Source organism: Mesorhizobium sp. WSM4817, assembly GCF_055811135.1.
Window position 1 is genome coordinate 1 of the sequence record NZ_JBVVQQ010000023.1, and the last position, 14309, is coordinate 14309.

At 63.2% G+C, this 14309-nt stretch carries 8 protein-coding genes and 2 pseudogenes; 9 read left to right on the forward strand and 1 reads right to left on the reverse strand.

What is annotated here, in order from left to right:
- Positions 1–93: 93 nt before the first annotated feature.
- Both AC0L2K_RS26135 and AC0L2K_RS26140 read left to right on the forward strand, forming a co-directional pair.
- Positions 94–1377, forward strand: a complete 1284-nt coding sequence (locus AC0L2K_RS26135; protein ID WP_473532778.1) for an NAD(P)/FAD-dependent oxidoreductase — start codon at positions 94–96, stop codon at positions 1375–1377.
- A 227-nt stretch (positions 1378–1604) separates the two neighbouring features.
- Complete coding sequence (locus tag AC0L2K_RS26140) at positions 1605–2435, forward strand: SH3 domain-containing protein (protein WP_473532725.1); 831 nt, start codon at positions 1605–1607, stop codon at positions 2433–2435.
- Between the two features lie 212 nt (positions 2436–2647).
- Here the strand turns inward: AC0L2K_RS26140 and AC0L2K_RS26145 are convergent, their stop codons facing one another.
- On the reverse strand, positions 2648–3394 hold the full coding sequence (locus tag AC0L2K_RS26145) for an SDR family oxidoreductase (protein WP_287286053.1): 747 nt from the start codon (positions 3392–3394) through the stop codon (positions 2648–2650).
- Between the two features lie 306 nt (positions 3395–3700).
- On the opposite strand from AC0L2K_RS26145, the gene zwf reads away from it, so the two are divergent.
- The 7 genes and pseudogenes from zwf to AC0L2K_RS26180 all read left to right on the forward strand — a co-directional run bounded on the left by zwf (position 3701) and on the right by AC0L2K_RS26180 (position 14260).
- Positions 3701–5170 carry a glucose-6-phosphate dehydrogenase gene (zwf, locus tag AC0L2K_RS26150; RefSeq protein WP_287286050.1) on the forward strand — a complete coding sequence of 490 codons (1470 nt, stop codon included), beginning with the start codon at positions 3701–3703 and terminating at the stop codon, positions 5168–5170.
- Positions 5152–5868, forward strand: a complete 717-nt coding sequence (pgl, locus tag AC0L2K_RS26155; RefSeq protein WP_473532726.1) for a 6-phosphogluconolactonase — start codon at positions 5152–5154, stop codon at positions 5866–5868. Before zwf ends, pgl begins: the two co-directional genes overlap by 19 nt.
- Positions 5869–5934: 66 nt before the next feature.
- Entirely contained in the window at positions 5935–7779 is a 1845-nt protein-coding gene (gene edd, locus AC0L2K_RS26160; protein ID WP_473532727.1) for a phosphogluconate dehydratase, read from the forward strand.
- A 1022-nt stretch (positions 7780–8801) separates the two neighbouring features.
- Positions 8802–9017, forward strand: a pseudogene (locus AC0L2K_RS26165) (MAPEG family protein); the annotation flags it as partial.
- A 6-nt stretch (positions 9018–9023) separates the two neighbouring features.
- A pseudogene (locus AC0L2K_RS26170) lies at positions 9024–9298 on the forward strand (RNA polymerase sigma factor SigJ); the annotation flags it as partial.
- A gap of 109 nt (positions 9299–9407) precedes the next feature.
- A complete protein-coding gene (locus AC0L2K_RS26175) occupies positions 9408–10628 on the forward strand; it encodes a cytochrome P450 family protein (protein ID WP_287239888.1) in 1221 nt (406 codons plus the stop codon).
- A gap of 284 nt (positions 10629–10912) precedes the next feature.
- Positions 10913–14260, forward strand: coding sequence for an AAA family ATPase (locus AC0L2K_RS26180; RefSeq protein WP_473532728.1), 3348 nt, complete (start codon positions 10913–10915; stop codon positions 14258–14260).
- Positions 14261–14309: the final 49 nt, after the last annotated feature.

Below are 14309 nucleotides of genomic sequence, written 5' to 3' on the forward strand. Positions count from 1 at the left end.
TACTGCCCTACTGCCCTACTGCCCTACTGCCCTACTGCCCTACTGCCCTACTGCCCTACTGCCCTACTGCCCTACTCCCCTACTCCGAGCATCATGCCCTACCAATCCCCAATCTCCCCCGGCCGCTCCTGGTATGAGGACACGGCCGGGCCGCGGCCCGAATACAAGGCGCTCGACGGTGACCTGAGGTGCGACGTCGTCGTCGTTGGCGGCGGTTTTACCGGCCTGTCGGCGGCGGTGCACCTCGCCAGGGCCGGCAGCAATGTCGTGCTGGTCGAAGCGCATCGTTTCGGCGACGGCGCATCGGGCCGCAATGGCGGCCAGCTCGGCACCGGTCAGCGCGCCTGGGCCGAGGAGCTCGAAGCGGAATACGGCTTTTCCCGGGCCAAGGCGCTGTTCGACCTCGCCGAAGAGGCCAAGGCGCATCTCCTCGAATTCGCCGCCGTCAACAAGATCGAGATCGACTATATGCAAGGCCAGATGTCGGTGGCGCACAAGCAGCGCTATGTCGATGACTACAAGGCGCATGCCGAGATCATGGCGAACCGCTTCGGCTATCCACACATCAGCTTCATGGACGCCAGGGAGACGGCGGAGCGGTTGGGCTCGGCGCGCTATTTCGGCGGCACCCGCGACACCGGCACCGGGCACATCCATCCGCTGAAGCTGGTGATCGGCACGGCAAACGTAGCGGCGCAGGCGGGCGCGCTGCTGTTCGAGCAGACGCCGGCGACCGCCATCGCGTCCGTTGGCGGCAAGGTCAGGGTTACGACGCCGAAAGGCACGATATCAGCCGAGAAATGTCTGATCGGCGTCAACGCCCATGGCGGCACGCTCGAGCCGATCAGTGCCGCGCATATCATGCCGATCGGCTCCTTCATCGGCGCGACGGTGCCGCTCGGCGATTCAAACGTGTTGCCGGGCGGTGAGGCGGTCGACGATTCCCGCTTCGTCGTGCGCTACTTCCGCAAATCGACGGACGGGCGGCTGCTGTTCGGCGGGCGCGAGATCTACGCGGTCAACGATCCGAAAGACATCCATGTCCACACCCGCCGGCAGATCACCGAGCTTTACCCTGACCTCAGGGATGTCGAGATCACCCATGGCTGGGGCGGCTATGTCGGCATCACGATACCGAGAAAACCGTTCGTGCGCGAGGTGATGCCCAATGTGATCTCGGTCGGCGGCTATTCCGGCCACGGCGTCATGCTGTCGAACTTTTTCGGCAAGCTCTATGCCGAAACCGTCGCCGGCAACCGGGACCGGCTGAGGCTGATCGAGGACCTGAACATCCCGGCCTTTCCCGGTGGCCGGCGCTTGCGCGCGCCTCTGATGTTTCTTGCGCTCAACTGGTATGCCTTGAGGGACCGCATATAACCACAGGTTGCAAAATCCCTTGCAAGTTGCAGAATCGATGGTAAAGGTGCAGAATCCGCCCGGCAAGGGCGCAGTGATGCCACAATCGCCGGCAAAGGATGCCGGTTCTGGGCAGTCGAAGGGGGATTTTGCGGGCCTGCCCGCGTTGGATTGGGACCGATGCCGACCAGATGCCGGTTTCCGGCACAGGTCGTAAGAACGTTGGCCCGCAAATGGAGGTTGTAACAGTGAGAGAGCCCTTCAGTTTCGGCGCGCCGGAACGACGGCGCTTTGCGATGCAGTTTGGCTACGACATGCAGCCCAGGTTCTGGCGGCAAATCCGGTCGAACCTGCATCTGGTCATCGCCGCGTTTGGCACAGCAGCGCTGCTTGGCGTGGCAGCGATGGCGCTATGGCTGGCATTGCCGGCCACCGAGAGACAAGCGGTCGCCAGTCCCGAGCAGATCGTTTCCGGCATTCCGGTGAAAACGACAAGGATCGTGCCGGCCGCGAGGATAGAAGCGGCACAGCAGGCTGCAAGCAAGACCGATGCGATTTCGTCGGCGGTGGTTGCAGCGAAGGCCGAGATAGCGGCGCTGGCGCCCAATGACCCTCGCTGGACAGGATCGGGACCGAAGACCACATCCGGCCAGACGGGGGGCGGCGAGACGGCGGGCCAGGCTGAAAAAGCAGACAAGCCGTCCACTGCGGCGGCATTCGCCGATCCGGCGGCGAAAACCAAAGTGGCAGCATTGATTGCCAAAGTCGCTGCTCCCGCCAAGGCGGCGACGGACGGTGCGCCCACCGCCGCCATCTCGACCCCGAAGCCGCTGCCGACCGCGACACAGAAGGATGGCACCCAGGCCAAAGTCGAGGCCAAGCCAGCAAGCGCGGCAGATACCGGACGCATCCTCAGGGGCGTCACCATGCGCATCGGTCCGAAGAACAGTGCGGCCGCCATCGTCACCATTCCCGCCAAGACCTCGGTTCAGGTGATGGGCTGCAAGAAATGGTGCCAGATCGTCTACAACGGCAAACGCGGCTGGATCTACAAGAGCTTCGTCAAGACCGGCGCCTGATGCATGTCGCGCAAAAGCATGCCCTCGGGCTTGAACCGAGGGTGCGCAGCGGTTTTGCGACAACGACATGCATAAAAACAGGAACCCAAAGCGCGTCGCATGAGTCGATTCAAAGGCGACGCGCTTTAGGGCCGGTCAGGCCATTCCTTGACGTTGCCCACGGCTCATTTGGCTGCTGCCAATCAGCCGCCCGGGTGCGAGGGCCGGACGGCTCAGATGCACCGTCCGCCGTCGACCTCCAGCGCCACGCCAGTGATGAAGGCCGCCTCGTCCGAAGCCAGCCAGAGCGCCGCGTTGGCTATGTCGAGCGGCGTCGAAAGCCGGCCAAGCGGGATCGACGCGCGGAATTTCTCGCGGATTTCGGGTGTGTCGGCGCCCATGAATTTTTCCAGCATGCCGGTCTCGCCGGCGACCGGGCACAGGCAGTTGACGCGGATGTTCTTCGGCGCGAGTTCCACCGCCATGGATTTGGTCGCGGTGATCGCCCAGCCCTTCGACGCATTGTACCAGGTGAGGCCGGGCCGCGGCCTGATGCCGGCGGTCGAGGCCGTGGTCAGGATGACGCCGCCGCCTTGCGCATCCATCACCGGCACGACTGCCAAGGCGGCGTGGTAGATCGCCTTCATGTTGACGGCCGTGATCAGATCGAAGGTCGTCTCGTCGACCTCGAGCATGTCGCCGTTGCGATGGGTGTAGCCGGCATTGTTGACCATGATGTCGATGCGGCCAAAGGCACTCTTTGCGGCATAGACCATCTCGTCGAACTCGGAACGGGTCGAGACGTCCGTCTGGGTCCAGATCGCCGCCCGGCCGATCTCGTTGGCGACGCGTTTGGCGCCCTTGGCGTTGAGGTCGGCGACAACGACCTTGGCGCCCTCCTCGGCAAAACGCTTGGCCATGCCCTCGCCGAAGCCTGACGCGGCACCGGTGATGATGGCAACTTTGTTTTCCAGGCGCATGGCTTTCTCACTCATGATTGAAGACTCCCCGCTCCGGCAGCCTCCGGCAATGGCCGCCGAAAGATCAACATACTCTCGATTTCTCCTTTGGCTTTCGCCTCGATCCCGCTCTATGCTGCATCTGCGAAGGCCTCCCGGAACCACCTCGCCGACAAGCGTCCGGGTTGCGCCAGTGTCAAGGGCACACCTCAGAACAATCGGCAAACATCCGATTGGCTTGGGATGTGACGCCGTGTCACTGGAAAATCTAAATCGATTAGATTATATCCACCGCTACACAGCGAGCGGCGTCAGAGCGGACAGACCATGACCAGCCAGATCATTCCCGTCGACCCTTTCGACTTCATCATTTTCGGCGGCACCGGCGATCTGTCGGAACGCAAGCTTTTGCCGTCACTCTATCATCGCCAGCGCGGCCATCAGTTTTCCGAACCGACGCGCATCATCGGCACGTCGCGCTCGAGAATGACCGACGAGGAATTCCAGGCTTTCGCCAGGCAGGCGATTTCCGACCATGTGAAACCGGCCGATATCGACGCCGCGGAATTGGAGACGTTCCTCGCCCGGCTTTCCTACGTCTCGGCTGACGCGACGACCGGCGCAGGCTTCGACAAATTGAAGACGGCGATCGGCGACAGCGAATGCATCCGCGCCTTCTACCTGGCGGTTGCGCCGGCGCTGTTCGGCGACATCTCGCACAAGCTGAAAGAGAACGGGCTGATCACGCCGAACTCGCGCATCGTGCTGGAGAAGCCGATCGGGCGCGATCTCGCCTCGGCGCGCCAGCTCAACGATTTGGTCGGCGACGATTTCCATGAAAGCCAGATTTTCCGCATCGATCACTATCTCGGCAAGGAAACGGTGCAGAACCTGATGGCGCTGCGCTTTGCCAATGCGCTCTACGAGCCGCTGTGGAATTCCGCCAATGTCGATCATGTGCAGATCACCGTGGCCGAGACCGTCGGCCTCGAAGACCGCGTCACCTATTACGACAAGGCGGGCGCGCTGCGCGACATGGTGCAGAACCACATGCTGCAGCTTCTCTGCCTCGTCGCCATGGAGGCGCCGTCGTCGATGGACGCCGACGCCGTGCGCGACGAAAAGCTGAAGGTTCTGCGCGCGCTGAAACGCATCAACGGCAATGAAGCGCCCAAGCACACGGTACGCGGGCAGTACCGTGCCGGGGCCTCGGCCGGCGGGCCGGTGAAAGGCTATGTTGAGGAGCTCGGCAAGAACAGCAACACCGAGACCTTCGTTGCGCTCAAGGCCGAAATCGGCAACTGGCGCTGGGCGGGCGTGCCGTTCTACCTCAGGACGGGCAAGCGGCTGGCGACACGCGTTTCGGAGATCGTCATCGAATTCAAGCCGATCCCGCATTCGATCTTCGGCGACAGCGCCGGGCCGATCTCGGCCAACCAGCTGGTCATCCGGCTGCAGCCCGATGAAGGCGTCAAGCAGTTCATCATGATCAAGGATCCGGGGCCTGGCGGCATGCGGCTGCGCCAGATCCCGCTCGATATGAGCTTCGCGCAATCCTTCGACGGCCGCGCCCCCGACGCCTATGAGCGACTGATCATGGACGTCATCCGTGGCAACCAGACGCTGTTCATGCGCCGCGACGAGGTCGAGGCGGCGTGGAAATGGATCGACCCGATTCAGGACGCATGGGAAGGCGCCAGGCAGGAGGCGCAGGGCTATACCGCCGGCACATGGGGCCCCTCCGCCTCGATTGCGCTGATCGAACGCGACGGGCGGACATGGCACGAGAGCAATTGAACAGCGACGCCTACAACTGGCACGCATTTGCCGAACGCCAGGACCTGGCGGCTGCACTTGCCGGCCACGTCGCAGGCCGCCTGACCACTGCGATCGCTGAGCGTGGCACGGCATTGCTCGCCGTTTCCGGCGGCACGACGCCGGCGAAATTTTTCGCATCGCTTTCGACCATCCCGATCGCCTGGAACAAGGTCACGGTGTCGCTGGTCGACGAGCGTTGCGTGCTGGTCTCCTCGCCGCGCTCCAACGCCGGGCTGGTCGCCGCCAATCTTTTGCAACACGCCGCCGCAGCCGCACGTTTCGTGCCGCTCTACCAAGAGGCAGAAAGCGTCGGCAATACGTCGGAGGCCGATAGCAGGATGTTGCGGTCGCTGCCCTGGCCGCTCGATGTGGTCGTGCTTGGCATGGGAACCGATGGCCATACCGCGTCGTTTTTTCCTGACGCCGACAATCTGGAAACACTGCTCGACCCGTCCTCGGAAAGGGTCGTGCTCCCGGTTCACGCGACAAGCGCCGGCGAGCAGCGGCTGACGCTGTCGCTGGCGCGGATCGTCAGGGCCGGCTTCATCGCGCTGCACATCGAGGGCGAGGACAAGCGCAAGGCATTCGAAAGCGCGATGGCATCGGACACGCGAAAGCCCATTCGCGCCGTGCTCGACGCAGCCGAGAGACCCGTACAGGTTTTCTGGGCACCCTGATTTCAACTTGCCGAGGGGTCCCGCACGGACCGTGTTTGCGGGACCTCGCCTGAAAGGACCGACGCCATGACCGCGAGACGCGACATCGAAGCCATCACCGAGCGCATCCGCCAACGCTCCAGACCGGGGCGCGAGGCCTATCTCGGCCGCATCGCCGAGGCATCGAGCCGCACCGCCAACCGGGCCGTGCTGTCCTGCGGCAACCTCGCCCACGGCTTTGCCGTGTGCAGCCCTTCGGAAAAGCTGGCATTGGGCGGCGACCGCGTGCCGAACCTCGGTATCATCACCTCCTATAACGACATGCTGTCGGCGCATCAGCCTTTCGAGACATTTCCAGCACTGATCAAGGACGCGGCGCGCGAAGCCGGCGGCATTGCCCAGGTCGCCGGCGGCGTGCCGGCGATGTGCGACGGCGTCACCCAGGGCCAGCCCGGCATGGAGCTGTCGCTGTTCTCGCGCGACGTGATCGCCATGGCGGCGGCGATCGGCCTGTCGCACAACATGTTCGACGCCGCCGTCCATCTCGGCGTCTGCGACAAGATCGTGCCGGGGCTGGTGATCGCGGCGCTGACCTTCGGCCATCTGCCGGCGGTGTTCATCCCGGCCGGGCCGATGACGACGGGCCTGCCCAACGACGAGAAAGCCAAGGTCCGCCAGCTCTATGCCGAAGGCAAGGCAGGACGGGCCGAACTGCTCGAGGCCGAGTCAAAATCCTATCACGGGCCGGGAACCTGCACCTTCTACGGCACGGCGAACTCCAACCAGATGCTGATGGAGATCATGGGCCTGCACACACCGGGCGCCTCCTTCGTCAACCCCGGTACGCCGTTGCGCGACGCGCTGACCCGGGAGGCGACGAAGCGGGCGCTGGCGATCACCGCGCTCGGCAACGCCTACACGCCGGTCGGCCGGATGATCGACGAGCGCTCGTTCGTCAACGGCATCGTCGGCCTGCACGCCACCGGCGGATCGACCAATCACACCATCCACCTGATCGCCATGGCGGCCGCGGCCGGCATCGCCATTAGCTGGCAGGATATTTCCGACCTTTCGGAAGCCGTGCCGCTGCTGGCGCGGGTCTATCCGAACGGCCTTGCCGACGTGAACCATTTCCACGCAGCCGGCGGGCTCGGCTTCCTGATCCGCGAACTGCTCGACGAGGGAATATTGCACGAGGACGTCCAGACGGTTTGGGGCGAAGGGCTGCGGCCTTATGCGGTCGAGGCCAAGCTCGGCGCCGATGGCGGCGTGGTGCGCGAGGCCTCGCCCCGCGAAAGCGGCGACGAGAAGGTGCTGGCGCCGTTCAAGAGGGCGTTCCAGCCGACGGGCGGATTGAAAATGCTGTCAGGCAATCTCGGCCACGCCGTCATCAAGACCTCGGCGGTGAAACCGGAGCGGCGCATCATCGAGGCGCCGGCCAAGGTTTTCGACAGCCAGCAAGGGCTCAACGAGGCGTTCAAGGCCGGCACGTTGACCGGCGATTTCATCGCCGTCATCCGCTTCCAGGGGCCGAAAGCCAACGGCATGCCGGAGCTGCACAAGCTGACCACCGTGCTCGGCGTGCTGCAGGATCGCGGCCAGCATGTGGCGCTGGTCACCGACGGGCGCATGTCGGGCGCGAGCGGCAAGGTGCCGGCGGCGATCCATGTGACGCCGGAGGCGGTCGAGGACGGGCCGATCGCCAGGATTCATGACGGCGACATCATCAGGCTCGACGCCGACGCCGGTACGCTGGAAGTCTTGGTGCCGGCAGGCGATTTCGCGCTGCGGCGGGCGGCGGACAGCGATCTTGTCGGCAATGAATTCGGTTTTGGCCGCGAGCTTTTCGCCGGGTTGCGGCAAATGGTCGGCCGTGCCGACCACGGCGCCAGCGCATTCGGAAACAACGTGGCGGAATTCGCACTGCAGTGAAAAAGGGCGGCTCGTGGCCCCCCTTTTGGCGGTTGTCGATTGCCACGCGATTTTGCCCTTTTGGCCACTACTCTGCCTTCAGGGCAGACATGCTGTCCTATCTCCTTAAGAAGGGCATTAAACACATCGAGGGATGCAGTGTTGAGTGGTTCTGCGTCGTTAGGGAACGGCAAAGGTCGACCCGTTCCAGTCGTCCAGATTCGCTCGCGCTACGGAATAAGTTGACCCTTTCGAGACCTTCCGGAGTCGAATTCTCGTCTTGGAAGCCGACATTGGCCGGAACCAGCATTCGTGACCCAAAGACGACTGACATCTGCCGCGACGTGGACGGCAGCTTTGCGCCCAATGTCGGCCGTAGAAGTCGATCTCGACGTTGCCCGGAAGCAGACATCTCCTGTGACCGCGCTGTACGTGGCGTCGCGACGAGCCTCCGAGCACATCTCAGCAACGCGGTCAAAGGTTGTGGGTTGTTAAATGTTTACAGCTTTGCGCATCCCCTCGCTTTCGTGGCTCTAGATTTCGTGCAGGCAATCCTGAGTCAGCCGAGCGTTGGCTGCCACCGGCCCTGCCACCGAGACTATGTTTGCCATCCGCCTCGTTGAGATTCGGACCCGGGCCATGGTTGTGCAACAAAAGACTGGGAGGCCAGTTCAATTCGAACTGATGGCAGACGCCCGCACCTCTCCCTTGAATCTGGGCAGTAAGGAAGGACCGCTGCCCACCGGCGTTGATGAATCCCAACGATCGACCCTTCCCGGACATCAACCTGGCCAGCGGACCGGCATACAACGCACGATTCTGGTAGGGTCTTTGAAGAACGGGCAGGTGTGAGGGTTGAATGAGCTTCGAACTAGCGATGCTTGTGGCGAGTTGCGTGCTCTGTTTAATTCAAATTGTTGTCTCCTCCCACGCTGCCAGCTTTCAACGAGGTTATCGTTGGACGGCCAGCTCTCGTGACGCCGAAGTCTCTCCGCTCACGGGCGTAGCAGGACGCCTGGAAAGAGCACTTCGACTTTCTTGAGACGTTCCCGGTGTTTGTGGTGGCGGTCTTCCTTGTTCACGTGCTCGGTCGTGAGAGCGCCCTCAGCGAATGGGGAGCTGGTCTCTATTTTCCCGCCAGATTGGTTTACCTTCTACTCTACGCAGCGGGCGTTCCTTTGCTCCGGTCGCTCGTCTGGAATGCCGCGTTCGTTGGAATTGTCCTTCTTTTGCTCGCTTCAGTCTGGCCCGAGCTATAGTGCCCGCATGCCGACGGCCGTCACGAGCCGATCTTCGGCTTCGATGCCGTCATGAAGGTCCATGAAAGTCTGGCGACTCTTTTCGGAAGAATGGCTCGAAGCTTGTTCGTGCCGGTTTCGTCAACGGACTGACCGGTTTCACCACGTTAGAGGGCCGATGGTGAACTTCAGACGACCGCGCCCGAAATCGAGGACGGAAAGGTTGCAGCAATCTATGTGGTGCCAACCCTGACAAGCTGAGACACCTGCATTCATCACACTCAGCCGCGCGACCGAGGTAGTCTGGACTCTTTTCTGCTAGCGTGCCGGTGCCGTGGAAGTGCCGAGACGGATTAGCCGGAGAAGCGCAGCAGTGCCTCATGAAGGACTGGCAACATTGGGAGTGAGCGCATGATCGAGACGCGCGATTTCGACATCTTATCGCCGGGCTTCCATACAAACCCCTTCCCCACGGTTGACCGCATGCGAGCCGAAGGCCCAGTCGTTTGCATGAAGCTGCCGATTGTTGGCCGCACGTACCTCGCGGTCACACATGAAGCCTGTGCGGCGTTGTTGAAGGATCACGAGAGCTTCGCGCGCGACCCTGGGAACGCCGGGAGCAGGACACAGGCGCGGATATTGAGGTTCCTGCCAAGGACGATCAGCCTTCTGGCGCTGAATATGCTCGGTCACGATGACCCGGAGCATCGCCGCCTACGCGGCCTAGTCGATCAGGCTTTCCAGCGCCGAACCATCGAGGCCATGAAGCCGATGATCGCGCAAATAGCAGATCGGCTTCTCGACAGGATGGAGGGAAGACTGGAGGTCGATCTCATGTCTGAATTCTGCCGGGACCTGCCTCTTTCGGTCATCTGCGCGATGCTCGGCCTGCCGGAGGAGGATCACGATCGGTTCAAGAACTGGTTAGGCGGGCTCAAGGACACTGCCAATATCGGAGCGGTGATCCGCGCCGTTCCCGGCGTGATCCGTGTCGTCCGCTATCTTCGCCGCGTCTCACGACCCGGAGGCGGAGCCTTGCCGGACGGACTGATCGCTGCGCTACGGGATGCCGAAACCGATGGGCAGAAGCTCAGCGAGGACGAACTAGTCTCGATGATTTTCCTGCTCTTCGGTGCCGGGCAGGAAACCACCACCCATCTGATTTCCGGCGGGCTCTTTGCATTGTTATCGCATGAAGATCAACGCCGCAGGCTGCAGAGCGAACTAAGCCTGATGCCCACCTGCGTCGAAGAATGTCTACGCTACGTATCGCCAGTGCAAATGACCAAGCCGCGCTTTGCGACCCGCGACATGGTTTGGCAGGAACGGCAATTCCGCCGCGGCGACATGTTCGCCGGATTCCTGGCGGCGGCAAATTGCGATCCTGCCAAGTTTGAGGATCCGCACCGTTTCGACATCACGCGCCACCCGAACCCGCACCTCTCCTTCGGCACAGGCGCGCATTTCTGCCTCGGTTTCCAACTCGCTCGGGCGGAGGCCGCTATCGCCCTCGAGCGCATCATTGCGCGTTTTCCAGACATGCGCCTCGACAACAGGACGGGGAATATCGAATGGCGCAAGCGCCTTGGCATCCGCGCCCTCGCACAGTTGCCCGTGCGACTTGTGGCATGAGGTGGTGCCGGTCGACCGCATCCAACCTCACGATGCGCGCAGGGCGCCTGAAAAGAGCATGCGAGAACAAGCGGAGTTAGAAGAGAAACACATCGCTTATATGGCGATTTTGCCTGCGGAGTGCACACTCTAGCGTCTGCAACATTATGCTCGCCAGGCCACTCGTTCCACGGCCGATATCTCCCTTTCAGCGGCCTCTTCCAAAGAGATTTCCGCCTACTCCATCAATTTGGGATATAGTCGGGAGAACAGGGCAGCCCCCGCAGCCGAAGAGGAGAAGGGGCGTGGATATCGCGGCATGGCTACTGAGCCTCGGCCTGCAGCAATACGAGCCGGCTTTTCGCGACAACGACATTGAAGCTGATACGCTTCTCCAGCTTACGGCCGACGATCTCGTGGCGCTCGGGGTCACATCGATTGGTCACCGCCGCAAGCTGCTCGCCGCCATCGACGCCTTGCGCGCTAGTTCGGATACCGCGGCCACCTCGACCACGAGATCCCTGGCGGCGGTCCCAGGGACAGCCCCGCCGCTTCCAGAGGCTGAGCGGCGGCAGCTAACGGTCATGTTCGTTGACGTCGTCGGCTCGACGGCACTCGCAGGCCGCCTGGATCCGGAGGACATGCGCGAGGTGATCGGAGCCTACCATCGCAGTGTCGCTGACACAGTTGGCCGCTACGGCGGCTTCGTGGCGAAGTATATGGGCGACGGGGTCCTGGTCTACTTCGGTTGGCCACAAGCTGATGAAGCCGATCCCGAGCGCGCTGTGCGCGCCGCCTTGGCTACGCTGGAGGAGGTCGGCCAGGCCGCGTCAGCCGGCGAACGGCTGGTCGCTCGCATTGGCATAGCCAGTGGTCTCGCGGTCGTCGGCGACCTGCTGGGTGCCGGGGCCGCACAGGAGCAGACGGTGATAGGCGAGACCCCAAACCTCGCCGCGCGCCTACAATCCCTCGCTGATCCTGGCTGCGCAGTGATCGACGCACAAACACGGCGGCGCATCGGCGGCTTGTTCGAGTGCCGCGAGCTTGGCGAATTTCATCTCAAAGGCCTGTCTGGCGCTGTGTGCGCGTGGCAAGTGCTTGGCGAAGCCTTGGTTGAGAGCCGCTTCGCGGCAATGCACGCGGCCTCCCTCTCGCCGCTGGTCGGGCGCGATGACGAGCTCGATCTGCTGCTGCGCCGTTGGCAGCAAGCAAAGGACGGCGAAGGGCAGGTAGTGCTCATCTCCGGCGAGCCCGGCATCGGCAAATCCCGCCTGATCGCTGCGCTCGAGGAGCGCGTGGCCGGGGAGGCGCATCTCAGACTCAAATATTTCTGCTCGCCGCATCACCGCGACAGCGCACTACAGCCCGTCATCGCACGCTGGCAGAACGATGCGGGTTTCGTGCGCAGCGAGTCTGCGGACGCACGGCTTGACAAGCTGGAAGCCCTGCTTCTCCCACTCGGGGCAACTCGCGAAGAGGTGACGCTCATTGCCGAGTTGCTCGGCGTGCCGGGTGGAGAGCGGTATCCGCCGCTGGAACTCACTTCGGAGCGCAAGAAGGAGCAGACCTTCGGAGCATTGAACCGGATTCTGGACGAAAGGGCACGCCGGTCCCCCGTGCTGATCCTGTTCGAGGACGCGCATTGGGCCGACCCAAGTTCGCTTGAGCTGTTGGACAGGTTAATCATGCGACTGGCCTTTTTGCCGGTGATGGTCATCATATCCTTCCGGCCAGAGTTTCACGCGCCTTGGGTCGGCCAGGCCAGCGTAAGCTTGATGGCGCTGAGCCGGCTTGGTCCTCGCCAGGCGACGACGCTCGCAAGTCAGGTTGTCGTCGGTCAGGCGCTTCCGGCGGGGATGCTGGAGCGGATTGTGGCGCAGACCGATGGCGTACCTCTCTTCATCGAGGAATTAACCAAGGCCGTGCTGGAACGCGCCAGTCAGCCCGATAGCGCTGGGTCAGCGCTTTCGGTGCCGAGCACCTTGCAGGCTTCACTGATGGCACGGTTGGATCGGTTGCCGGTCGCAAAACAGGTGGCACAGATCGGCGCGGTCGTCGGTCGAGAGTTCAGCAATGAGCTGCTGGCCGCGGTGGCGGGAATTCCGGAGGCGGCATTGACGCAAGGATTGGACGAGCTCGTAAGCGCCGGTCTCGCGTTCCGCCGCGGCACCCCGCCCGAAGGTATCTACTCCTTCAAGCACGCTCTCGTTCAGGATGCCGCCTACGGGAGCCTGCTACGCAGCACACGGCAGAAGTTCCACTCGCGGATCGCCAGGGTGCTGGAAGAGCGGTGGCCGGACGTGGTCGAAACCCAGCCTGAGCTGCTGGCCCATCACTTTACCCAGGCGGAACTGACCGAGCGGGCTGCGGACTACTGGCAGCGGGCCGGGGAACGCACCTTCCGGCGCTCGGCCGTTGCGGAAGCCATCGGCCATCTCACCCGGAGCATTGACCTCGTGCGGACCTTGCCCGAGAGCCGCGCCCGGGCAGAGCGCGAACTTCATCTTCAGACTATGCTTGGTCAGGCGTGCATTGCCCGGTACGGCCACGCAGCACCTGAGACCGCCTCCGCTTTCGCCCGGGCGCAGGAGTTGGTAGAGGCCGTAGGCGACGCATCACAACAGTTTCCTGTGCTGTATGGGTTCTGGGCTGTCCAATTCGTACGCATGGCGCTTCCCGAGCAGCAGAAGCTGGCCAGGCAAATTCTCGCCTTGGCCGAGCTGCACCCAGACCCGGAGCGGCTGTGCTTGGCGCACCGAATGTGCGGCGCGACAGATGAGGTGGGGGGCGAGCTGCTCGCCGCCCGCGAGCACCTCGAGTGTGCCGTTGCGCTGTACGACCCGGAACGGCATGGTTCGACGGCCTTTGTTTTTGGCCAGGACCTTGGCGTGTCCGCGCTCGCCCACCTGACCTGGGTGCTGTGGCTGCTGGGCTACCCGGATCAGGCATCCCGCCGACAAGCCGAGGGATTGGCCGTAGCCCACCGGGTCGGCCATAAGAACACCCTCGGGTTTGCCCTGATGTACAGCGCGCTGGTGGGGGCTTTCGGCCGCGACGACAGCGCGGCCGCGGGGCATGCGGCGGCGTTGCTGGAGCTGGCCCGGGAACACAAGTTGGATCTATGGGCCGCCAGCGCGACGGTGGTCCAGGGCTGGGCCATGGCTCGTCACGGTCAGGAGGCCGCCGGGATAGAAGCGATCCAGCGCGGGCTTGCGGATTGGGGGAAGAGCGGCGCGGCGTGGATGCGTCCGTTCTTCCTGGGCCTGCTGGCCGAGGCCTGCGCACTCTCCGGTGACGTGCTACGGGCGCTCGGGGAATTGGATGAGGCTATGGCGGCGGTCGAGCGGACGGGGCAGCGTTGGCCGGAGGCCGAACTGTATCGCTTGCGAGGGCAGTTCCTGACAGCTTTGCCGGACGGCGGAAGACCAGGCGAGGCAAGCGCCGCGTTTCAGAGCGCGATCCAGATCGCCCGGCGTCAATCCGCAAAGTCCTGGGAGCTACGCGCTGCCACCAGTCTCGCCCGGCTCTGGCGCGACGAGGGCAAGCATGCCGACGCCTGCAATCTGCTCGTGCCGGTTTATGCGTGGTTCACCGAGGGATTTGAGACATCGGACCTCAAAGAGGCTAAAGCAATGCTCGACAGCCTGAAGTGAATAGAGTCCATGCCAGTCCGCCGCCAGCCATCTGCGGCCTTCTTGCTGG

Excerpts from the sequence above, each read along its gene's own strand:
- AC0L2K_RS26135 (WP_473532778.1), top strand. The coding sequence starts at position 94 with ATGCCCTACCAATCCCCAATCTCCCCCGGCCGCTCCTGGTATGAGGAC.
- AC0L2K_RS26145 (WP_287286053.1), bottom strand. The coding sequence starts at position 3,394 with ATGCGCCTGGAAAACAAAGTTGCCATCATCACCGGTGCCGCGTCAGGC.
- zwf (WP_287286050.1), top strand. The coding sequence starts at position 3,701 with ATGACCAGCCAGATCATTCCCGTCGACCCTTTCGACTTCATCATTTTC.
- pgl (WP_473532726.1), top strand. The coding sequence starts at position 5,152 with ATGGCACGAGAGCAATTGAACAGCGACGCCTACAACTGGCACGCATTT.
- edd (WP_473532727.1), top strand. The coding sequence starts at position 5,935 with ATGACCGCGAGACGCGACATCGAAGCCATCACCGAGCGCATCCGCCAA.
- AC0L2K_RS26175 (WP_287239888.1), top strand. The coding sequence starts at position 9,408 with ATGATCGAGACGCGCGATTTCGACATCTTATCGCCGGGCTTCCATACA.